We start from the raw sequence: 21404 nt of genomic DNA on the forward strand, positions 1-21404 counted from the left end.
GGATAGGAAGCTATATAGTAAGCCAAGTAGAGACTTGGCTGTAGTTTGAGTCTTGTGCAGAATATACCCATTTATGAGAGTGATTCAGTGACTAACGTGACTGTATCGCCCTGATGGATCATCGCGCCCACGATGACTCGGCAAGTTACACCACCGCGCCAATCGGGAGAAAGTGCAGCCTCTAAACCAATATGGGCCACTTCCATTTTTTTACAGGGATCTGTCTCACCCGTGATTTCAAGTAGTAACTCACCAATCTGCAAATGTTTACCAACATCAGCACTGCTAAATACCAGACCATCAACGAATAGATTTGCTCTGCGAGTCGTCCAAGGTAAATCTACATTGATACTTTGGCATGCAATCAGCCATTGCTGTTTGGATAGTACTGTGACTTGGCGTTTGCCAGGGCGGCCAAATATATCTTTTTCGACACCGCTGAGTTGGGTGACATTGGCGTACAGAACTTCATTCATTAAGCCATTCTTTACGGTTTTATAGGCAATCCCCAGCAGCTTTGGCATAGCATCATATCCTCTGTTTACTGTTTAATGACAGGTTATACGACCTAAAGTCCTTTTTTGATCAAATATTGGTATGGCGTTTGAGCCGTTTCGCTGGCGATAAGGGTGTGGTCCATAAACTCACAAAAGCTGGGAATATCGCGAGTTGTTGCTGGATCATCGGCAATGATGAGCAGTGTCTCACCAGCAGCCATTTGTCTTACTGTTTTACGCACCATCATTACAGGCTCTGGGCAGCGTAAACCTATGGCATCGAGTTTATGCTGTGCGTTTGAGAAAGCGTCGTTCATATTACCTCTACAGAACGGTCAAACAGAATTGGCTAATGTTACTCTAGCGATCATGATAAACCAAGCTGGCTATTTGAATTTGTGATAGGTATTAAGGTGCTTATATTTTGATATTGTTTGATTGATGTTTCACGTGGAACATCTGCATATATGTCAGAGCTATTGATATAAAAATGCCGGAAATTAATTCCGGCATTCTTTATCTACCAATGTAATAAATCGCAGGATGATTAAACGCGTTCGAACACGGTGGCGATACCTTGGCCTAAACCAATACACATGGTCGCTAAACCTAAGGTCGCGTCTTTGTCTTCCATCAAGTTGATCAGCGTCGTAGAGATACGCGCACCTGAACAACCCAGTGGGTGACCTAGTGCAATCGCGCCGCCGTTGAGGTTGATTTTGTCGTCAACCACATCCGCTAAGCCTAAATCTTTTACACAAGGTAAAGACTGAGCTGCAAATGCTTCGTTCAGTTCAATCACATCTAAATCGGCAACTGTGATACCGGCACGAGCCAGCGCTTTTTGCGTGGCAGGAACAGGGCCGTAACCCATGATCGCCGCATCACAACCCGCAACCGCCATCGAGCGAATACGTGCACGAATCGGTAAGCCAAGTGCGCGCGCTTTAGATTCTTCCATGATCAACATGGCTGAAGCGCCATCAGACAGTGCAGAAGAAGTACCCGCAGTGACAGTACCGTTGACTGGATCAAATACCGGACGCAGTGCTGCTAGAGATTCCATTGTGGTTTCTGGGCGGATCACTTCGTCTTGGAGGACTTTAATTAAGGCACCGTTAGCATCGTGACCTTCAATGTCATAGATTTCCTTGGCAAAACGGCCTTCAATCGTCGCAGCATAAGCACGTTGATGAGAACGTACTGCAAAAGCATCTTGCTGTTCACGGGTAATACCGTGCAGTTTACCCAGCATTTCAGCAGTTAACCCCATCATGCCAGAGGCTTTTGCCACGTTATTAGCAAGACCTGGGTGGAAGTCGACACCATGGCTCATAGGCACGTGGCCCATGTGTTCTACGCCACCAATAATAAAGGTGTCGCCCATGCCAGTCATAATCGCACGCGCCGCTTGATGGATAGCATCCATTGACGAACCACATAGGCGGTTAACCGTCACAGCGCCAGCGGTCTTTGGAATACCGGCTAATAGTGAAGCATTACGGGCAATGTTGAAGCCTTGCTCTAGGGTTTGTTGCACACAACCCCAAATCACGTCTTCAATTAGGTTTGGGTCGAGTTGCGGATTACGCAGCAACAGACCTTTCATCAATTCGGCAGACAGAGTTTCTGCACGTACATTACGAAATACGCCAGCCTTTGAGCGGCCCATCGGAGTACGGATGCAGTCTACGATAACAGCTTGTTTCATGATTAAATTCCTTTCCCGCTAATTAGGCTTGGTAGTAGCTACCGTTATTGGTGGCTTTTGTACGCATCGCATCTGTGACTTGATACAAACCGCCCAAGTGAGCATATTTGTCTGCTAAGGCTACAAAGTTTGCGACACCCATGGTATCCAAATAACGGAACACGCCGCCTCTGAATGGCGGGAAACCTAAGCCATAAACTAGGCCCATATCCGCTTCGGCTGGTGATGCGACAATACCTTCTTCTAAACAGCGCACGGTTTCGATGATCATAGGGATCATTGTACGGGCAATAATGTCATCGGCTTCAAAGACTTTTAATTCGCCAAAGGCAGCTTTCAATAGGCCGTAGCTCGTAGGATCGACATCTTTCTTCGGTTTACCACGGCTATCGACTGAATAGACATAGAAACCTTTGCCATTTTTCTGGCCAAGACGTTTGTTCTCAAACATCACATCAATCGCATCAGTGCCTGATTTACCCATGCGATCAGGGAAACCTTCAGCCATAACGGCTTGGGCGTGATGACCTGTGTCTAAACCCACTACGTCGAGCAGATAAGCAGGGCCCATTGGCCAACCGAATTGTTTTTCCATTACCTTGTCGATTGCAGCAAAGTCGCCACCTTCGGCAAGTAAGCCGTTAAAGCCTGCAAAGTAAGGGAAGAGTACGCGGTTAACGAAGAAGCCTGGGCAATCGTTTACCACGATTGGGGTTTTGCCCATTTTGCTGGCGTAAGCCACAACAGAGGCGATGGTTTCTTCAGAGCTGTGCTCACCACGGATAACTTCGACCAACGGCATTTTGTGCACTGGGTTGAAGAAATGCATACCGCAGAAACGCTCAGGTTTCTTCATGCTCTTAGCGAGCAAGTTGATTGAAATCGTTGAGGTGTTTGATGCGATAATTGCATCTTCACTCACATAGCCTTCAACTTCGGCTAAAACCTGTGCTTTAATTTTTGGATGTTCAACAACGGCTTCAACGACGACATCACTGTGTTTGAGCGCAGCATAATCTAATGAAGGCGTGATGTTGTTCAGCACTTTGGCCATTTTTTCTGGCGTTGAACGACCACGAGCAACTTGGGCAGACAGCAGTTTGGCGGCTTCATTGAGACCTAAATCTAATGCTGGCTGGGCAATGTCTTTCATGACAATCGGTGTGCCTTTGCTGGCACTTTGGTAGGCGATACCGCCGCCCATAATACCAGCACCTAATACGGCAGCGTTTTTCACTTCTTTGGCTAATTTACCCGCTTTTTTCGCTTTGCCTTTAACGAATTGATCATTAAGGAAGATACCGATAAGCGCTTTAGCAACGTCAGTTTTAGCCAGTTTTATAAAGGCTTGATGCTCGATTTGCAGTGCTTCGGTGCGGCCTTTAGTCGATGCTTGCTCAATCACGCTTACTGCGGCCATTGGTGCTGGGTAGTGTTTACCCGCAACCGCAAACACCATGCCTTTGGCTGTGGAGAATGACATCATAGCTTCAAGTTTTGGCAGTGTTAGTGCAGACAGCTTGCGGTTACGACGTGATTGCCAATCCAACTTTTCAGCAACAGCATCTTTGAGCATTTGAATCGCAGCCGCTTCTAATGCTTCTGGTGCAACCACGGCATCCACAGCACCGACTTTCAGTGCATCTTCAGCGCGTTGGTCGTTACCTGTGGTGATCCATTCAAGTGCGTTATCTGCACCAATCACACGTGGCAGACGAACTGTGCCACCAAAGCCTGGGATGATGCCGAGTTTAGTTTCAGGTAAACCGATTTTGGCTGTGGTATCTGCGATACGAAAATCCGTTGCCAGAATGGTTTCACAGCCGCCACCTAAGGCAAAGCCTTTGATTGCAGATGCTGTTGGGAAAGGTAAGTCTTCGAGTTTGTTGAAGACAGCGTTGGCTTGTTCAACCCAAGAGAGCAGTACGGCGTCATCTTGTGCGAATAGGCCTAAAAATTCGGTAATGTCGGCACCCACAATAAAGGTATCTTTACTTGAGGTCAGCACTAACGCTTTGATATTGGAATTTTGCTTGATGCTGTCTAATGCGGCATCGAGCGAAGCGAGGGTTTCTCTGTCGAATTTGTTCACCGAACCGGGTGCGTTAAAGCACAGCTTGGCAATATTATCCTCGAGTAACTCAACTTGAATTGTAGGACTTTGGTAGATCATTGCTTGCTTCCTTTTGGCTTAAAAGTGATACCCACCATTATGTGTTGGTGCTAGTACGACTCTCTATCTCACAGCAGCTTCGGCCATCATTTGACCAGTTGTGTGTCAGTGTGCTTCGAAATTCGATAAATTACAACACCCAATTTAAACGACTGTTTAATTTCTTGTCGGCTAGAGTGATTTTTCACCTTTGTGATACACTGCACAGAGTGTAGAACACCTAGAATGCGTTAAATCACTTTGTGGATAAATAGGTCTTTGTGGCTGTTTTCCTTAGACGTTTAAACGCTGTAGCCATGCTAGGGTTGAATAGAATTATTAAAAATAATCATGATGTTATCGCTTTAATGTTCTTTATTCAGCAGCCATGTATTTTAGATTGAGTGACAGTTTAACGTTTTGATTGAATCTGTTGTTCATGATCAGATTAAGATTATGTGGGCAAATTTGGCTCATAATATTAACTTTTATTCATTGCAGGAGATGACAAATGGATCAGTTGGCTCATCACTATCGTGCCCATATTGCCGAGTTAAACCGCCGAGTCGCAGAGATTTTGTCTCGAGAAGCCTTGTCTGGTTTAGTGATCCATTCGGGTCAGCCGCATCGGATGTTTTTGGATGATATCAATTATCCCTTTAAAGCAAACCCGCACTTCAAGGCATGGTTGCCAGTGTTAGATAATCCGAATTGCTGGTTAGTCGTCAATGGTCGCGATAAGCCGCAGCTGATTTTTTATCGTCCTGTGGATTTTTGGCACAAAGTATCCGATGTGCCGGATATGTTCTGGACCGAGCATTTTGATATTAAGCTGTTAACTAAGGCCGATAAGGTCGCTGAACTGTTGCCCAAAGACACTGTTAATTGGGCTTATTTGGGCGAGCATTTAGATGTAGCCGAAGTGCTGGGTTTTACCAGTCGCAATCCCGATGCTGTGATGAGCTATTTGCATTACCACAGAACCACTAAAACTGAATATGAGCTGGAATGTATGCGCCGCGCCAACCAAATTGCGGTGCAGGGACATTTGGCTGCTAAAAATGCGTTTTATAACGGTGCGAGTGAGTTCGAAATCCAACAGCATTATTTATCTGCCGTGGGCCAGAGCGAAAATGAAGTGCCCTACGGCAATATTATCGCTCTTAATCAAAATGCGGCGATTTTGCATTACACCGCGCTTGAGCATCAAAGCCCTGCGAAACGTTTGTCTTTTCTTATTGATGCGGGCGCGAGTTACTTTGGCTATGCGTCTGATATTACTAGAACCTATGCATTCGAGAAGAATCGTTTCGATGAGTTGATCGCTGCGATGAATAAGGTGCAGCTGGAGCTTATCGACATGATGCGCCCCGGTGTGCGTTATCCTGATTTACACTTAGCGACTCACGCTAAAGTCGCACAAATGCTATTGGATTTTGATTTAGCCACGGGGGATGCCCAAGGTTTGGTTGATCAAGGCATTACCAGTGCTTTCTTCCCCCATGGTTTAGGCCACATGTTAGGTTTACAAGTGCATGATGTGGGTGGCTTCTCCCACGATGAGCGCGGTACCCATATCGCGGCGCCCGATGCCCACCCATTTTTGCGCTGCACCCGCATTTTAGCGCCAAACCAAGTACTGACTATGGAACCTGGGTTATACATCATAGATACTTTGCTTAATGAGCTTAAACAAGATAGTCGTGGCCTGCAGATCAACTGGCAAACCGTTGATGAGTTAAGGCCTTTTGGCGGTATTCGTATCGAAGATAACGTCATAGTGCACCAAGATAGAAACGAGAATATGACCCGCGAGCTGGGTTTAGCCGATTGATCATAGGGCGAGTTTAGGACGATCTTGTGCTCGAAAGTTACCTTATCCCGAGTGAAAATATTCAGATTGAAGAAGAGATAAAGCATAGCCGCTTTATCTCTTTTATCTTTCATTGCGATAGTATTGATAAATTAAAGTTAGTGCTCACTGACATAAAGTGTGATTATCCCGGCGCAAGCCACTACTGCTATGCTTTTATCGCTGGCGCACCAATCGACACCGTATTGATTGGCTCAAGTGATGACGGTGAACCCGCTGGCAGTGCTGGCCGCCCTATGCTCGCTGTTTTACAAGGTGCAAATATTGGTGAAGTTGCTGCTGTGGTTGTGCGCTATTATGGCGGTACTAAACTTGGTGTGGGAGGCTTAGTTCGAGCCTATACTTCTGGTTTAAGACTTGGATTGACCAAGCTATCAATGCAAACAAAGCAGCTGCGTTATCCTGCAAGGCTACAGTGTGACTACTCGCAACTAAGGGATGTAGAATATTCATTACAGCAAGTTGATGCCGTTATGATCAATAAGCAGTTTGCTGAAGTTGTCTATATTGAGTTTGAAATAGGAAAGCTACAGCAAGAAAGGTTCAGCGAATTATTGATGACCTTGAGCCAAGGCAGCTTAAGTGCCGAGTTTGAACTGTGATGCCCGCGCAAATTATGCCAAAATAGCCAAAATGCTGAAAATACCTTTACAGCCAATGGAATAATTGAACTCGCTTAATGCAATATAAAACCATAATAAGAATAATAGGTCTATTAATCGGCTTATTTTCCATCACTATGCTGCCACCAGCACTGATCGCTATTTGGTATAACGATGGTGGCGGTACGGCATTTATCCAAGCCTTTTTTGTGAGTCTATTTATTGGTTTTTGGCTTTGGTATCCCAATCGCCGCTGCAAAGAAGAGTTACGTACCCGAGAGGGTTTTTTGATTGTTGTATTATTTTGGACAGTACTGGGTTCTATAGGATCCCTTCCATTTATTTTCTCTAATCAGCCAGATCTGAGTTGGACAGATAGTTTTTTTGAATCTTTTTCGGCGCTGACCACGACTGGGGCGACAGTGATTGTTGGTCTTGACTCCTTGCCCAAAGCTATTCTGTTTTATCGGCACATGTTGCAATGGCTCGGTGGTATGGGGATCATTGTGCTTGCTGTGGCTATTTTACCTGTACTTGGTGTTGGGGGGATGCAGCTTTATCGTGCTGAAATCCCAGGGCCTGTGAAAGACAGTAAGATGACACCTAGGATAGCTGAAACAGCTAAAGCACTGTGGTATATCTATTTACTGTTAACGATCTCCTGCGCTGGCGCCTATTGGTTGGCAGGAATGAGTATTTTTGATGCAATTTGTCATTCTTTTTCAACCATAGCCATTGGTGGCTTTTCGACCCATGATGCCAGTATGGGCTATTTCGATAGTCCTGTGATCAATCTGATTTGTGTGTTCTTTCTAATTGTCTCTGCGGTTAACTTTAGCGTGCATTTTGCGGCATTTTCGCGGCGAGGTATTAACGTTAAAGTGTATTTTAAAGATACTGAATTTAAAATGCTGGTGGCGATTCAACTTATTCTTACCGCGATTTGCTTTCTGACGCTTTATCATTCTGGTATTTATGAATCACCCGAAGAAACCTTAGATCAGGCGCTGTTTCAAGCAGTTTCTGTGGCGACAACGGCTGGATTCGGTACGGATAGCTTTCATATGTGGCCGCTATTTTTACCGATGTTATTAATATTTTCGAGCTTTATTGGTGGTTGTGGCGGTTCAACTGCGGGGGGGATTAAAGTTATCCGGGTGATTTTGCTGCTGTTACAGGGGTCGCGCGAATTGAAACGACTCGTTCACCCGAAGGCTATGTTTTCAATTAGGATTGGTTCTAAGGCTTTACCTGACCGTGTTGTCGATGCTGTATGGGGATTCTTTTCTGCCTATGCGCTAGTGTTTGTGATTTGTATGCTTGCACTGATGGCGATGGGTTTAGATGATATTACCGCTTTTAGTGCTACCGCGGCTTGCTTAAACAACCTTGGCCCAGGTTTAGGCGAGGTGGCGAGTAATTACGCCAGTATCGGTGATGGAGCAAAGTGGGTGCTGGTGGTCGCGATGTTGTTTGGACGCCTCGAAGTCTTTACCTTACTGATTTTATTCACGCCAACCTTTTGGAAAAATTAAAGATGCAGACGTTAATAATCTACTCAACCATTGATGGCCAAACATTGGCAATCTGCCAAAAAATAAAACTGTTTGCAGAGCAGGCGGGAGAAAATGTCTCGCTAGTCACTTTAGAGCAGGCAGAAGCATTGAGTTTGGCTGATTTTGATAAAGTGTTGATCGGTGCCAGTATTCGCTATGGAAAATATAGGCCCGAGTTATATCAATTTGTTAATCGTCACCATGCAATATTGGATACCAAAATTAACGGATTTTTTTCCGTTAATGTTGTGGCGCGCAAGCCCTTAAAAAATACCCCCGAAACCAATCCCTATATGCAAAAGTTTTTAAAACTTTCCCTATGGCAACCTCAGCACTTGGCGGTATTTGCAGGTAAGATTGATTATCCAAAGTACAGTTTCTTTGATCGCACTATGATACGTTTTATTATGTGGATGACTAAAGGGCCGACCGATATTAACGGAACCTTTGAGTTTACCGATTGGGCTAAGGTTGATGCTTTTGGCACTGACTTTAGTCACCAGTAAAAAATTTAAGCCCCAAATCTTAAAATAGAGAGGGGCTTAAATTTAGCATTACCCCGCGCAGTAGCGATTGTGTAGAATAGAAATGACTTGGGTAACTTGCTCATTCTTAAGCTTATAATAAACAATTTGCGAACTCTTACGGGTATCCACTAAATCTTCTGCGCGTAACACAGCTAAATGCTGGGATAGTGCGGATTGGCTTAATGGCACCGTGGCATTGAGTTCAGTTACGCTTAACTCTTTATCTAGCAATAGGCATAAAATCATTAGGCGATAAGGATTCGCGATGGCTTTAAGCCATTTAGCTGCACTTTCCGCATTAGTTACCATTGCATCTACATCTATATCATTTTGCATAAGGTCACTCACTTTATCGCTTATTTTATTAGATAATTCTAATTGTACATACCTGTAAACGCAATCATACTGCTCGACAATACAGATCTCAATTTTTGCATAACAGAATATGAGATACCGCTGATTTGTGATCCTATCAGAGGATTATTTAGCGGAATAACGCCACAATGGTGACATTACTTCAGCGAATTGAGAACTTCCAATGATACGCGTCCTCGTACTTTATTTTACCCGTGGTGGACATACAGCCAAGATTGCTAGTGCAATTGCTGATCAATTAAAAAACCGTGGTGCGCAGGTTGACTTAGTTGATATCAATAGTGCCGCAGCCACTCGGATTAATTGGCCGGATTATCAGGTTGTTGCTCTGGGGGCTTGTGTTCTCTACGGAACCTACGATAAAACAGTATTCCAGTTTATAGAACAGCATAATCAAGCATTAAGCGCTTTACCGAACAGTTTCTTCTGTGTCAATGTGGTGGCCAGAAATCCTGAAAAACGTATCCCAGAAAATAATAAATACCTGCAAAAGTTTATTGCATTATCACCATGGACTCCCGCAGATCTGAAGATCATTGCAGGTAAAGTGGATTATCCTTCATGGCCTTGGTACGACAGATTGGCGATTCAGTTGATTATGAAGATGACTAAAGGTCCAACCGATCCTAAGTCAGTGATCGATTATACCGACTGGGAAGATGTGAAAATTTATGCCGATCATCTGTTAGATCTGACAGAGGTTACAGCAACAACGTAATGGAAAATGCATGTTATTAGCGCATTTTTATGACTGCCGTTAGTATTTCCAGAAACTTGGGTGGAATAATACTGCCACGGTTAAGATTTCCAAGCGGCCAAGTAACATACCGAGTGCTAATGCCCATTTGGCGACATCGGGCAAGGTTGAGAAATTGCCCGCAGGGCCAATAATAGGGCCTAAACCTGGTCCTACATTGGTGACGGCAGTGATGGCACCGGTAAAGCTAGTCATAGGATCGAGCCCTGTAAGTACTAAAATTACTGATAATCCAACAATGACGAGCATAAACAGTAAGACGAAGGTAATGAGCGAGCGGACAATATCTTCACTGATAATGCGATTATTATAGCGCTCTCGAAATAGACCGTTTGGATGACACTGTTGCTTTAATTGCTCGCGCATAATGGCACCTGCGATTTGAAAGCGGAAGATCTTAATTCCCCCCGATGTTGAGCCTGAACAACCGCCCACAAACATTAAAAATAAAAAAGCGATATTAGCAAAAGCCCCCCAAGATCCGTAATCAGTTAAGCCATATCCTGTTGTTGTGACAACAGAAACCACATTAAAACTGGATAAGCGTAGGGCATCCAATAACGCAATGTCACGGGTTTGCCAGAGCCAAAATCCAATGGAGCAGGAGACAAAGGTCAGAAAGAATAAAAATCCTCTAACTTGTGCATCATTCCAAATATGAAGATTCCGTTGTTGAATCGTATGTACGAACAGTAATAGTGGCAAGCCACCAGCCGCCATAAATACAATACCTACCCAGTGTGCTGAGTTTGAAAAAGCTGCCATTGAGCTATCTGAAGTGGAATAACCACCAGTGGATATTGTGGTCATCGCATGGTTAATTGCTTGAAACCAAGTCATACCAGCCAAGTGGTAGGCAACACAACAAACAATGGTTAATAAAATATAGATAAAAAATAAATGCTTAGCCATATTTTGTGTTCTGGGTACGGCTTTATCACTCCAATCAGAAGATTCAGTACGAAATAGCCGCATACCTCCGACGTTTAAGAAAGGCAAAATTGCAACGGCCATAACAATAAAACCAATACCTCCAAGCTATTGTAGTAATGATCGCCAGATTAGAATGCTATGGTCCATGGTATCCAAGCCTGAAAGGACGGTGGAACCCGTCGTGGTAATACCGGACATGGTTTCAAAAAATGCATCCGTATAGCCAATACCGTGATACAGGGTAAAGGGCATGGCCGCAAACAGGCTGACGATTAACCATGTTAGGCTCGTCAGCAGAAACATATCGCGGATATTGAGGTGAATAGTTTTACTTTGGCCATTATGTAAACAAAGGCTGGCGCAGATCCCTGTTGCTAGTGCGGATACCATAAAAGAGCCCACAGTTTCTTCACCACTGAAAGCGGCCAGAAGCAGGGGGATAAACATAAAGGCTGTCAACATGGAAAGAAACAGCCCTAAAATAAACAGTAGTGGTCTGAAATTCAGCATAAAGTAGTGACTTTAATGACCTAAAAAAAGAAAGCACTAGGTTGGAAAAGTTTTTCGACTTCACCGACAAACTTTTTATTCACAAGGAACAGGATGACATGATCTCCTTGTTCTATCACGGTTTTATCATGGGCCATCAGCACTTCATCATTGCGGACAATTGCACCTATGGTCGTTCCCGGTGGCAATTTAATATCACCAATGGCTTTACCTACTACCTTGGAGGTGTTTGAATCGCCATGTGCTATGGCTTCAATCGCCTCGGCGGCGCCGCGGCGTAAGGAGTAGACGTTACAAATATCACCCTGACGAATATGGGTGAGTAGGGCTGAAATGGTTGCCTGCTGCGGGGAAATAGCGATATCGATATTGGCTTCTTGTACAATATCGACATAGGCCTCACGCTGGATTAGCACCATCACTTTTTTTGCGCCCATACGCTTTGCTAAAAGAGCCGACATAATGTTGGCTTCATCATCATTAGTGACGGCAATAAACACATCGGTTTGGTCAATATGTTCTTCGAGTAGTAATTCTTGATCCGAAGCATCACCACAAAATACAGTTGTATTTTCGAGTTGTTCCGAAAGCGATTCTGCTCGCTCAAATTTGTGTTCGATAAGTTTTACCGAGTGGGTACGTTCTAGGCGTTTTGCTAACCCTAATCCTATGTTACCGCCGCCAGCGATCATAATATTACGGTAGGTATTATCGAGCTTTTGCATTTCGCTCATAACGGCGCGAATATGGCGACTGTCAGCGACGAAAAATACCTCATCATCGGCTTCAATAATTGTCGTTCCGCGCGGCATAATGGGCCTACCTTGGCGGAAAATTGCCGCGACTCTAGTATCAATATTGGGCATATGTTCGCGTAGCGCCGCGAGTGCATTACCCACTAACGGACCACCGTAATAGGCGCGTACTGCGACTAAGCTTAATTTGCCTTCGGCAAACTCGAGCACTTGCAATGCACCCGGATATTCAACAAGGCGCTGGATGTAAGCGGTTACTAACTGTTCAGGAGCAATGAGTTCGTCAATTACAAAGCCACCACGTGGACGGCCGTCACTGTTCTTGGTTTCGCTATCAATAAAGAGTTTATCACGCATAGCCAGATAGGGGTCTGAGCGGATACGGGCGATTTTTGTTGGTGTGCCAAATAGGCTGTAGGCAATTTGGCAGGCGGCCATATTACATTCATCGCTATTAGTGACCGCAATTAGCATATCAGCATCTTCGGCACCGGCTTCTTTTAGCACATCTGGATGAGCGCCATGGCCTGCCACAACGCGAAGGTCATATTTATCCTGTAGGGCACGTAATTTTGATCTGTCGCTATCGACTATGGTGATGTCATTATTTTCACCCACCAAATTCTCGGCCAAAGTTCCCCCAACCTGACCCGCACCTAATATGATAATCTTCATGGCCTTGCTTACTTCCTACTTGTGGGTCGCTTTCAATAAACGGGCGTAATAAAACCCATCCATATTGTCTTGTCCTGGCGTGATTTGCCAACCTATATCCTGTGGCGAATTTTGCTGGGTGAGTATGTCTAGCTTAGCATCTACCGTTCTATCTAAAAACGCACTGATCTGGTCGCGGTTTTCCTGCGGTAAAATCGAACACGTGGCATAAAGAAGCGTGCCTCCTGGTTTTAGCCACTTCCAGCAATGATCGAGAATTTGCTGTTGAAGTTCAGCCAATTCTTCGATGTCATGGTTTTTTCGCAACCATTTAATATCGGGATGACGGCGGATCACCCCAGTGGCTGAACAGGGGGCATCCAGTAAGATACGATCAAATAGTCCACCTTGCCACCATGAGTCAATATTGGCCGCATCGCCATGGATAAGCTCCGCTTTTAATGATAAGCGGTCAAGGTTCTGTTGCACGCGTTCAAGGCGTTTGGCATCAAAATCGACGGCGACTAACTTGATGCTCGGTTCAAGTTCGAGTAAATGGCAACTTTTGCCACCGGGCGCCGCGCAGGCATCGAGTATTAACTCATTGGCTTGCGGGGCGAGTAAGGTCGCCGCCCATTGTGCCGCGCCATCTTGCACTGATGCCGCGCCTTCATGGAAGCGTGGCAGTGTGGCGACATCCTTTGGATGGGCTAAGAGAATGGCATCGGCACTACTGCCTTCGCTCGCTTCAATGTCGAGTTCGGCTAAGGCTGCAAGGTATTCGGTACGGCTCTGGGATAAGCGATTGTTACGCAGCCACATCGGTGGGCGTTCATGGCTTTGTTGAATGATGTCTTGCCACTGCTCGGGATAGGCTTCTTTTAAGCGCTTAATCAACCAAGCAGGTGTGTTGTAGCTTAAGGTGTCTGATTCAGTGCTCAGTGGCGAAAGCTGGCGCTGAATGTTGCGCAGTACACCGTTAACTACCTTGACCATGCCTTCAAATTTTAATTGGCGACAGGCTTCGGCAGTTTCTGAAATCGCGGCGTGGCTCGGAATGCGCGTGAAGTAAAGCTGATAGCAACCTATGATCAGCAGCTGGTGGATAATCCTTTGTTTACCCTTGAGTGGTTTCTCTAGGCATTCACTGATGCGTTTCTCTATTTGTGGCAGAGTGCGCATCACACCGTAGCAAAGTTCGGCGAGTAGGGCTTTATCTTTACCACTGGCAAGATGTTTCTGCTGCTCAGGCAATGCCACTGACAGTGACACGCCTTTTTCTAATACTTCGAAGATGGCTTTCGCAGCCAGCGCGCGCAAGTTCATGATTATTCGGCCTCGTTTGCGAGACGAGTATTCGGACTAAACCATTCACCGCGGGCATTAAGAATATCGGCAACATTGAGTGGCTTTTTCCCCGGAAGCTGCATACTCAGCAGGGTTAACACGCCATCGGCGGTGGCCACTTCTATGCCTTTTTTGCTGGCGCTGATAATAGTACCTGGAGCGGCTGTGCTGATGGTTTCGCTAACGTGTGCTTGCCACACTTTAATCGTGTTTCCTTGGTGCTCAAAATAACTTACAGGCCAAGGATTAAAGGCACGGACTTCTTGCCACAATTGTTTGGCAGACTTATTCCAGTCGAGCCGGGCTTCTTCTTTAGTGAGTTTTTCAGCGTAGTTCGCTAAGGCTTCATCTTGTTTTTCAGCGGCTAAGGTGCCATTTGTCAAACCTTCGAGTGCTTGCAATAGGGCAATAGGGCCTTGTTCTGCAAGTTTTTCGTAAAGGCTGGCTGACGTGTCGTTATCTTCGATCGGCAGATAGGTTTTAAGCAGCATATCCCCTGTATCTAAACCCACATCCATTTGCATAATTGTCACGCCAGTTTCTTTGTCGCCCGCCCATAGGGCACGCTGAATGGGTGCGGCACCGCGCCAGCGAGGTAAAATAGAACCATGAACATTAATACAACCTAAGCGCGGCGTATCTAGTACAACCTTGGGTAAAATCAGGCCATAGGCAACCACCACCATAATATCGGCATTGAGAGCGGCAAGTGCTTGTTGTGCAGGTTCTTTACGTAATGATCCCGGTTGATATACAGGAATATTGTTGGCGACAGCGAGTTCTTTTACTGGGCTGGCGGTGAGTTTTTTGCCGCGCCCTGCGGGTCTATCAGGTTGAGTGTAAACACCAATCACATTGTGTTGTGAGTTGAGCAAAGCTTGCAAATGGCGAGCAGCGAAATCCGGTGTTCCGGCAAAAATGATGTTGAGTGATTTCAAATCCAAATCCTATGCTTCTTTGGCGTCCAATCTGGCCGCTTTTTCAAGTTTTTGTTTGATCCGCTGACGTTTTAGCGGCGACAAATAATCGACAAACAATTTGCCTTTGAGGTGGTCCATTTCATGTTGAATACAAATGGCAAATAACTCATCGGCTTCAACAATAAATTCGCAACCATTCCTATCCAATGCTTTTACCGTGACAAATTCGGCACGATCCACTTTGGCATAGATACCTGGAACAGATAGACAACCCTCTTCATTACAAAAGTCGCCACTACTCGAGATAATTTCAGGATTGATAAACACCTTTGGGCGCTCGATTTCGTCTTGTAAGTCCATGACGATAAGTTGTTTATGATAATCGACTTGCGTTGCAGCAAGTCCTATACCCTTTTCTTGGTACATTGTTTCAAACATGTTATCGATTTGAGTCTGTAGTTCTGCGTCAAACTCAGTGATAGGTTTGGCTTGGATCCTTAGTCTTTCATCAGGAAAGCGTAAAACATTTAATAGTGCCATACTTAAACTCTTAACAAGTCTGTCAAATTTTGGTCAGTTAGTTATACTGACTAATGCTAATGGGCTAATTTTAGTCTTTAGTGTCTATCAATAATAGTAAAAGCTCTATTTCGAGCCAAAACAACATGGACCACACCATGAAACGGTTAATTTTACTCGTGTTAATGACATTTAGTTGCACGTTTGTTTCCGCTGATACTCTTACGCTTAAAGCGGGGTATCCCGAGTCATATGTGGTGAAAAAAGGTGATACCTTATGGGATATCACTACGACTTTCTTAAATGATCCGTGGAAATGGCCTCGTCTTTGGGATGTTAACCCACAGATTGCGAACCCTCATCTTATTTATCCCGGTGATCAACTGACATTAATCTTTATTGATGGTCAACCTCGGCTTGTACGTGATAGTTCGAGTGCGGGAAAACCTTTTGTAAAAAAGAGCCCTGAAGGGCGCATTATCGCTAAGAGTAATGCTGTTCCTGCCATCGATCTTGCACTTATCAAAAACTATCTTGTGCAAAATCGAGTTGTCGATTCTAACTGGTTTTCTGAGCAGCCAATGATATTGGCGGGTGAAAGTCCTTCACGTCACCATATTATTGGTGACGTGGTTTATATCAATAACATATTACCTTTACACCAAAAGTATGGTGTTTACGAAAGTGGTCGAGCATTTTTTAATAAAGAGTCAGGTGAGGCGTTGGGGCAAGAGGCTATCTTGGTATCTACTGGTCAAGTTATTGAGTCTGGAAATGTTTCAAAGATAAAATTACTGAGTAGTTTTCGAGAGACTAAAGCGGGTTTTAAGGTGCTACCAATGGAGGATGACTCCCTGATGTCTGCGTACTTTACCCCCAAGCCTGCACAGTTAGTAAACCATGCTTCAGTTTTAGCAACAGAATCTGCAATGCGTGAAGCGGGTAAGCTGAATGTAGTCTATTTAGATAAAGGAACCCAAGACGGTGTTGAGCCTGGTAATGTGTTCTCAATTTACCGTGATGGTGAAGAAATTGTCATTAACCATGATGGTTCACCGGTTCCTGCGCTAGAACGCACCGCCTATGATAACATCATAGCGTCCGTTTCATCGGAGCGTTCGATTAAAATGCCGGACGTTTATCATGGTAAACTAATGGTATTTAAAGTATTCGATAAAGTGAGTCTGGGTTTAATTGTCTCTACAGAACGCCCAGTTCGAGTTGATGATAAGCTAATTTCGCCCGATTATTTAGCGTTTAGAGGTCAATAAATTACTGAAAACTTGGTCGATTGGTTAATTGTTAGTGCTGTATCTGGGCTTGGACCTGCTCGGACCCAACAATTATTAATGCACATGGAAGTGGACGACCTCAGGCAAAGGTTAGAGCACGAGAGACAAGCGCTACCTTTATCTGATCATCTGCTCCATAGCCTTGTGATTGATTATCAAAAAGTGGATGCAGCCCTAGAATGGCAGCAACACTCCTCTGAGCATTACCTGATTTGTTTTTCTGATCCGCTTTATCCACCGTTGTTAAAGCAATTACCCGATCCGCCTTCCATCCTCTTTGTTAAGGGGTGTTTGGAGGCATTGGTGCCTCCTTACCTTGCTATTGTCGGAAGTCGTAATGCTTCGCCTGGAGGCTTACAGGTCGCTTATCAACTAGCTACAGAGATGTCATCCCTTGGTTTTGGTATTTGTAGTGGGATGGCAATGGGCATTGATGGTGCTGCGCATAAAGCCTGTGTTGACCATAATAAAAGGACGATTGCTGTACTGGGAACAGGTATTGATATCGTGTACCCCCGCAGACATCGACAGCTTTATGAGAATATTCAGCAGCAAGGTTGTATACTCAGCGAGTTTTGGCCCGATATAGGCCCCTTTGCGGGCAATTTCCCGAAACGAAATCGCATTATTAGCGGTCTATCTTTAGGTACACTTGTGGTTGAAGCCTGTCGTAAAAGCGGATCTTTAATCACAGCGAGGTTGGCGATGGAGCAGGGGCGCGAAGTATTTGCTGTTCCAGGCTCAATCTTAGGGGGTTACCATCAAGGCTGTCATGATTTATTACGTGATGGGGCAAAACTTGTGGAAACCGCTGCCGATATAGTGGAAGAGTTGGCAAGTTTAACGGCTTTCCACCTTGAAGAATTAAACTTATGCCACCATATACAGAAGAGTGACATTTGCCATTTGCCATTTTCGTCTCTGTTAGCTAGTGTAGGTTATGAAACTACAACAATTGATGCTGTAGTTGAACATAGTGGAAAAACGATAGATCTGGTGTTAGAACAAATGCTTGAACTTGAGTTGCAAGGTTGGGTTATTGCAGTACCCGGTGGTTACGTCAGAGTAAAGAGGAGCTAGCCATGTTTGATATCCTCATGTATCTATTTGAAAACTATGTTCACAGTGAAGTTGAACTACTAGTTGATGAAGACGAGTTAACCAAGGAACTCACTCGTGCCGGATTTCATCAATCCGAGATTTTAAAAGCGTTAACTTGGTTAGAGCGCTTAGCTGAATTACAAGAAGGGGATAAACCTTATCTTTGTAATCACGATCAGCATTCGTTTCGTATCTATACAAAGGACGAAATGGACAAGCTGGATGTAGAATCCCGTGGTTTCTTGTTGTTTTTAGAGCAAGTTAAGGTGCTGAATGTCGAAACCCGTGAAATGGTGATCGATAGAGTGATGGAGTTGGATGAACCAACCCTGATTTTAGAAGATCTCAAATGGGTTATCTTAATGGTACTGTTTAATGCTCCTGGCCATGAGTCCGCTTATGAGCAAATGGAAGATTTAATCTTCGAACAGCCCGAAGGCCGACTGCATTCTTAATTGTTGTGAAAGATGAATTATGAGAGAAAGGAGGCTAAGACCTCCTTTTTTGATGCCATAAATTCCTTGATGGCACTGCGCTTGATATCCTAATGCGCTACGACAGGTGGTGAATGATTATGTCTAAGATTGATGAACAATTATTTAGTGCCCACGAACACGCACTGGAAAAAGAATACGAACTTTGTCCCGAATGTGGCAGCGAGTTATCGGTTAAACACAGTAAGCACGGCGGTTTTATTGGCTGTAATAATTACCCTAGCTGTAATTACACTCGACCCTTAGTGCAGCACGAATCTATTGAAACTCAAGTGATTGAAGGTTCTGTATGCCCTGAATGCGGTCACGAACTGGCAGTAAAGTCAGGGCGCTTTGGGATCTTTATTGGGTGTACTCAATATCCTAGCTGCACGCATATTGAAAAACAGGATCAAGCGAGTGACAAGCCTGACATTCCTTGCCCTGAATGCAAAGCGGGTAAGCTTGAGCACAGAACGAGTCGCTTCGGAAAGAGTTTTTATGCCTGCAGTGCTTACCCTAAGTGTAAGTTTATTGTGAATTATCCTCCGGTTGCTGAAGCTTGCCCGAGTTGTGGTTTTGGGATCTTAGTCGAGCGTAAAGGTGCGGCGGGGATGCGTTTAGAATGCCCGCAAAAAAGCTGTAAATACAAAAGACCACTTTAGTTTATTGTGTGACCTGCATCTTAATATTTGGCCGATGAAAGTGGCTTGCGTATAATCCTCGGCTGACCGCTGATGGGGTGGTCAGTATTCGAATTTATCCAATAATTTGATTGTTGAAATCGACAATACTCAAAAGGTGATCCTAAGATGTTGCAGCTGCACCCATCTGACATAAAAGATATTGTGCTTAACGGTGGTGTTATCGCTTATCCAACCGAGGCCGTTTATGGCCTAGGTTGCGACCCAGATAATGACACCGCTATCCAAAAGTTATTGGCGGTAAAACAGCGCCCATGGCAAAAGGGACTGATCTTAGTCGCCAGTGATTTTCAGCAGCTTTTAGCTTATGTTGATGAATCGCAATTAACGGCTGAGCAGCTCGAGTTTGCATTTTCCAAGTGGCCGGGGCCTTTTACCTTTGTAATGCCAATCAAAGCGCAGGTTTCAAAATACCTCTGTGGTGAATTTGACTCTATCGCAGTGCGAGTATCAGCCCATACTGGGGTGCAAGCCCTGTGCCGCGCGCTCAATAAACCTTTAGTGTCGACTAGCGCTAACCTTGCAGGCGAAGAGCCAGCATTAACTGCCGATGAAATTCTCGCAGATTTTACAGGTAAAATTGATGCACTCGTATTAGGTGAACTCGGTGAGCAACGTCAGCCCTCGACCATTATCGATGCGCGAAGCGGTAAGATTTTACGAAATGGACAATGAGCCAACCAATAATAAGGATAACAAGATGAGTGTGCCTGATGCTTCTGTGGTAAAAGCGTTTTTACTCGATTTACAAAACCGAATTTGTGCCGGTTTACAGGCACTGGATGGCCAAGCCACGTTCACCGCCGATTCATGGACTCGCGCCGAAGGCGGTGGTGGTACCAGTAAAGTATTAACCCAAGGTGCAGTGTTCGAGCAAGCTGGGGTTAACTTTTCCCATGTGACTGGTGCCGCTATGCCCGCATCGGCGACGGCGCATCGCCCAGAATTGGCGGGTCGTAGTTTTGAAGCTATGGGGGTTTCTTTAGTGATTCATCCTAATAATCCTTATATCCCAACGACTCATGCCAATGTGCGTTTCTTTATCGCTCAAAAAGAGGGTGCCGATCCTGTGTGGTGGTTTGGCGGTGGCTTTGATTTAACGCCTTATTATCCTTTCGAGGAAGATGTGCGCGAGTGGCACCAGACTTCTAAGGATATTTGCGCGCCTTTCGGGGATGAGGTTTATCCCAAGTATAAGAAATGGTGCGATGAGTATTTCTTTCTGCCGCACCGTAATGAAACCCGCGGCGTGGGTGGATTGTTTTTCGATGACTTGAATCAAGACGGATTCGAGCAAAGCTTTAGCTTTATGCAAGCTGTAGGTAATGGCTTCTTAACGGCCTATGCGCCGATTGTCGAGCGTCGTAAAGAGACTGAATTCGGTGAGCGTGAGCGCCAGTTCCAACTCTACCGTCGTGGTCGTTATGTTGAGTTCAACTTAGTCTACGACAGGGGCACTTTGTTTGGCCTGCAGACAGGCGGCCGTACCGAGTCTATCTTAATGTCGATGCCGCCATTAGTGCGTTGGCAATATGCTTATACACCAGAGGCGGGAAGCCCAGAGGCAGATTTGTACGATAACTACCTCAAACCCCGCAACTGGGTTTAGCCAGTAATCTTATAAAGTGGATACAACATCCACTTTATTGATTACGCATATGATCAGCTAGAGTTGAAATCGCCTCATAAATGGCGGCTCGATGCTCTGGCTTATTAATGTTTTCTTCAATCGCAAATTTCATACAAAACAGCCATTGATCCCGCATCGCCTCATCGACGGCGAAATGCATGTGCCGTGCTCGCAATGCGGGATGACCATATTTCTGCTGATAGAGCTGTGGCCCGCCGAGCCAACCACTTAAAAATTCGAACAACTTCTGCTCTGATTCCGCAATTGGTGCTCTATGAATGGCAAGCAGTGTTGTCGTTTCTGCGGAGCTTGCCATCTTCTGATAAAAACATTTAGTGATAGCGCGGATCACTTTTTCGCCGCCGATTAAGTCGTAAGCGTTAGATTGGCTCGGATCGCGATCATCCTGCGGTGGAGTGTGTTTGCTAAAAATCTTTTTAAGCCAGTTCATTGGAATAGTCGTTCACTAAAATAGAGAGTATTGAGCCGATGGCGCATTATAGCGTGAAACCCAGC

21 protein-coding genes and 1 pseudogene are annotated in these 21404 nt (G+C 45.0%); 11 read left to right on the plus strand and 11 right to left on the minus strand.

Annotated features, from left to right (window positions below; translation table 11 throughout):
* Positions 1–71: 71 nt before the first annotated feature.
* The 4 genes from MZ182_RS00050 to fadB form a co-directional block, all read right to left on the minus strand.
* Positions 72–524, minus strand: a complete 453-nt coding sequence (locus MZ182_RS00050) for an MOSC domain-containing protein (protein ID WP_011918267.1) — start codon at positions 522–524, stop codon at positions 72–74.
* Positions 525–568: 44 nt separating this feature from the next.
* Complete coding sequence (gene tusA, locus MZ182_RS00055; RefSeq protein ID WP_248068395.1) at positions 569–814, minus strand: sulfurtransferase TusA; 246 nt, start codon at positions 812–814, stop codon at positions 569–571.
* 230 nt (positions 815–1044) lie between these two features.
* Positions 1045–2208 carry an acetyl-CoA C-acyltransferase FadA gene (gene fadA, locus MZ182_RS00060; RefSeq protein WP_248068398.1) on the minus strand — a complete coding sequence of 388 codons (1164 nt, stop codon included), beginning with the start codon at positions 2206–2208 and terminating at the stop codon, positions 1045–1047.
* Positions 2209–2230: 22 nt separating this feature from the next.
* Entirely contained in the window at positions 2231–4381 is a 2151-nt protein-coding gene (gene fadB, locus MZ182_RS00065; protein WP_248068401.1) for a fatty acid oxidation complex subunit alpha FadB, read from the minus strand.
* A gap of 490 nt (positions 4382–4871) precedes the next feature.
* On the opposite strand from fadB, the gene pepQ reads away from it, so the two are divergent.
* The 4 genes from pepQ to hemG (MZ182_RS00085) all read left to right on the plus strand — a co-directional run bounded on the left by pepQ (position 4872) and on the right by hemG (MZ182_RS00085) (position 8897).
* Positions 4872–6194, plus strand: a complete 1323-nt coding sequence (gene pepQ / locus MZ182_RS00070) for a Xaa-Pro dipeptidase (RefSeq protein ID WP_248068404.1) — start codon at positions 4872–4874, stop codon at positions 6192–6194.
* A gap of 26 nt (positions 6195–6220) precedes the next feature.
* Positions 6221–6835 (plus strand): YigZ family protein, encoded by a 615-nt coding sequence (locus tag MZ182_RS00075; protein ID WP_115016689.1) that lies wholly within the window; start codon positions 6221–6223, stop codon positions 6833–6835.
* Positions 6836–6912: 77 nt separating this feature from the next.
* Entirely contained in the window at positions 6913–8370 is a 1458-nt protein-coding gene (locus tag MZ182_RS00080; protein WP_011787438.1) for a TrkH family potassium uptake protein, read from the plus strand.
* A gap of 2 nt (positions 8371–8372) precedes the next feature.
* Positions 8373–8897 carry a menaquinone-dependent protoporphyrinogen IX dehydrogenase gene (hemG, locus tag MZ182_RS00085; protein WP_014609506.1) on the plus strand — a complete coding sequence of 175 codons (525 nt, stop codon included), beginning with the start codon at positions 8373–8375 and terminating at the stop codon, positions 8895–8897.
* Between the two features lie 48 nt (positions 8898–8945).
* On the opposite strand, the gene MZ182_RS00090 is transcribed toward hemG (MZ182_RS00085), so the two are convergent.
* Complete coding sequence (locus MZ182_RS00090; protein ID WP_011787440.1) at positions 8946–9254, minus strand: ArsR/SmtB family transcription factor; 309 nt, start codon at positions 9252–9254, stop codon at positions 8946–8948.
* Between the two features lie 202 nt (positions 9255–9456).
* Between MZ182_RS00090 and hemG (MZ182_RS00095) the strand changes: the two genes are divergently transcribed.
* On the plus strand, positions 9457–10011 hold the full coding sequence (gene hemG / locus MZ182_RS00095; RefSeq protein ID WP_011787441.1) for a menaquinone-dependent protoporphyrinogen IX dehydrogenase: 555 nt from the start codon (positions 9457–9459) through the stop codon (positions 10009–10011).
* Positions 10012–10050: 39 nt separating this feature from the next.
* Here the strand turns inward: hemG (MZ182_RS00095) and MZ182_RS00100 are convergent.
* The 5 genes and pseudogenes from MZ182_RS00100 to def form a co-directional block, all read right to left on the minus strand.
* Positions 10051–11493: pseudogene (locus MZ182_RS00100) on the minus strand (TrkH family potassium uptake protein).
* A 20-nt stretch (positions 11494–11513) separates the two neighbouring features.
* Positions 11514–12923 (minus strand): Trk system potassium transporter TrkA, encoded by a 1410-nt coding sequence (trkA, locus tag MZ182_RS00105; protein ID WP_248068407.1) that lies wholly within the window; start codon positions 12921–12923, stop codon positions 11514–11516.
* 15 nt (positions 12924–12938) lie between these two features.
* Positions 12939–14228, minus strand: a complete 1290-nt coding sequence (gene rsmB / locus MZ182_RS00110; protein WP_248068410.1) for a 16S rRNA (cytosine(967)-C(5))-methyltransferase RsmB — start codon at positions 14226–14228, stop codon at positions 12939–12941.
* A 2-nt stretch (positions 14229–14230) separates the two neighbouring features.
* A complete protein-coding gene (gene fmt, locus MZ182_RS00115; RefSeq protein WP_248068412.1) occupies positions 14231–15187 on the minus strand; it encodes a methionyl-tRNA formyltransferase in 957 nt (318 codons plus the stop codon).
* 9 nt (positions 15188–15196) lie between these two features.
* On the minus strand, positions 15197–15709 hold the full coding sequence (gene def / locus MZ182_RS00120; RefSeq protein ID WP_011787446.1) for a peptide deformylase: 513 nt from the start codon (positions 15707–15709) through the stop codon (positions 15197–15199).
* 125 nt (positions 15710–15834) lie between these two features.
* On the opposite strand from def, the gene MZ182_RS00125 reads away from it, so the two are divergent.
* The 6 genes from MZ182_RS00125 to hemF all read left to right on the plus strand — a co-directional run bounded on the left by MZ182_RS00125 (position 15835) and on the right by hemF (position 20867).
* Positions 15835–16959 (plus strand): LysM peptidoglycan-binding domain-containing protein, encoded by a 1125-nt coding sequence (locus tag MZ182_RS00125; RefSeq protein WP_248068415.1) that lies wholly within the window; start codon positions 15835–15837, stop codon positions 16957–16959.
* An 84-nt stretch (positions 16960–17043) separates the two neighbouring features.
* Positions 17044–18060 carry a DNA-processing protein DprA gene (gene dprA / locus MZ182_RS00130; RefSeq protein WP_025008553.1) on the plus strand — a complete coding sequence of 339 codons (1017 nt, stop codon included), beginning with the start codon at positions 17044–17046 and terminating at the stop codon, positions 18058–18060.
* A gap of 2 nt (positions 18061–18062) precedes the next feature.
* Positions 18063–18536, plus strand: coding sequence for a DUF494 family protein (locus tag MZ182_RS00135; protein WP_006083793.1), 474 nt, complete (start codon positions 18063–18065; stop codon positions 18534–18536).
* Positions 18537–18655: 119 nt separating this feature from the next.
* A complete protein-coding gene (locus MZ182_RS00140; RefSeq protein ID WP_105253028.1) occupies positions 18656–19219 on the plus strand; it encodes a type I DNA topoisomerase in 564 nt (187 codons plus the stop codon).
* 147 nt (positions 19220–19366) lie between these two features.
* Positions 19367–19933, plus strand: coding sequence for an L-threonylcarbamoyladenylate synthase (locus tag MZ182_RS00145; protein WP_248068431.1), 567 nt, complete (start codon positions 19367–19369; stop codon positions 19931–19933).
* A gap of 25 nt (positions 19934–19958) precedes the next feature.
* Positions 19959–20867 (plus strand): oxygen-dependent coproporphyrinogen oxidase, encoded by a 909-nt coding sequence (gene hemF, locus MZ182_RS00150; protein WP_248068449.1) that lies wholly within the window; start codon positions 19959–19961, stop codon positions 20865–20867.
* A 34-nt stretch (positions 20868–20901) separates the two neighbouring features.
* Here the strand turns inward: hemF and MZ182_RS00155 are convergent, their stop codons facing one another.
* A complete protein-coding gene (locus MZ182_RS00155; protein WP_248068435.1) occupies positions 20902–21339 on the minus strand; it encodes a group II truncated hemoglobin in 438 nt (145 codons plus the stop codon).
* Between the last annotated feature and the right edge of the window lie 65 nt (positions 21340–21404).

The organism is Shewanella sp. JNE2, from assembly GCF_023159115.1.
Lineage (GTDB): Bacteria > Pseudomonadota > Gammaproteobacteria > Enterobacterales > Shewanellaceae > Shewanella > Shewanella putrefaciens.

Bases quoted from the DNA above. Each gene is read 5' to 3' on its own strand.
- trkA (WP_248068407.1), bottom strand. From the start codon at position 12,923: ATGAAGATTATCATATTAGGTGCGGGTCAGGTTGGGGGAACTTTGGCC.
- pepQ (WP_248068404.1), top strand. From the start codon at position 4,872: ATGGATCAGTTGGCTCATCACTATCGTGCCCATATTGCCGAGTTAAAC.
- MZ182_RS00140 (WP_105253028.1), top strand. From the start codon at position 18,656: ATGTCTAAGATTGATGAACAATTATTTAGTGCCCACGAACACGCACTG.
- MZ182_RS00080 (WP_011787438.1), top strand. From the start codon at position 6,913: ATGCAATATAAAACCATAATAAGAATAATAGGTCTATTAATCGGCTTA.
- hemG (WP_011787441.1), top strand. From the start codon at position 9,457: ATGATACGCGTCCTCGTACTTTATTTTACCCGTGGTGGACATACAGCC.
- MZ182_RS00090 (WP_011787440.1), bottom strand. From the start codon at position 9,254: ATGCAAAATGATATAGATGTAGATGCAATGGTAACTAATGCGGAAAGT.
- MZ182_RS00155 (WP_248068435.1), bottom strand. From the start codon at position 21,339: ATGAACTGGCTTAAAAAGATTTTTAGCAAACACACTCCACCGCAGGAT.
- dprA (WP_025008553.1), top strand. From the start codon at position 17,044: ATGGAAGTGGACGACCTCAGGCAAAGGTTAGAGCACGAGAGACAAGCG.
- hemF (WP_248068449.1), top strand. From the start codon at position 19,959: ATGAGTGTGCCTGATGCTTCTGTGGTAAAAGCGTTTTTACTCGATTTA.
- tusA (WP_248068395.1), bottom strand. From the start codon at position 814: ATGAACGACGCTTTCTCAAACGCACAGCATAAACTCGATGCCATAGGT.
- hemG (WP_014609506.1), top strand. From the start codon at position 8,373: ATGCAGACGTTAATAATCTACTCAACCATTGATGGCCAAACATTGGCA.
- def (WP_011787446.1), bottom strand. From the start codon at position 15,709: ATGGCACTATTAAATGTTTTACGCTTTCCTGATGAAAGACTAAGGATC.
- fadA (WP_248068398.1), bottom strand. From the start codon at position 2,208: ATGAAACAAGCTGTTATCGTAGACTGCATCCGTACTCCGATGGGCCGC.
- rsmB (WP_248068410.1), bottom strand. From the start codon at position 14,228: ATGAACTTGCGCGCGCTGGCTGCGAAAGCCATCTTCGAAGTATTAGAA.
- MZ182_RS00050 (WP_011918267.1), bottom strand. From the start codon at position 524: ATGCCAAAGCTGCTGGGGATTGCCTATAAAACCGTAAAGAATGGCTTA.
- fadB (WP_248068401.1), bottom strand. From the start codon at position 4,381: ATGATCTACCAAAGTCCTACAATTCAAGTTGAGTTACTCGAGGATAAT.
- MZ182_RS00145 (WP_248068431.1), top strand. From the start codon at position 19,367: ATGTTGCAGCTGCACCCATCTGACATAAAAGATATTGTGCTTAACGGT.
- MZ182_RS00135 (WP_006083793.1), top strand. From the start codon at position 18,063: ATGTTTGATATCCTCATGTATCTATTTGAAAACTATGTTCACAGTGAA.
- MZ182_RS00125 (WP_248068415.1), top strand. From the start codon at position 15,835: ATGGACCACACCATGAAACGGTTAATTTTACTCGTGTTAATGACATTT.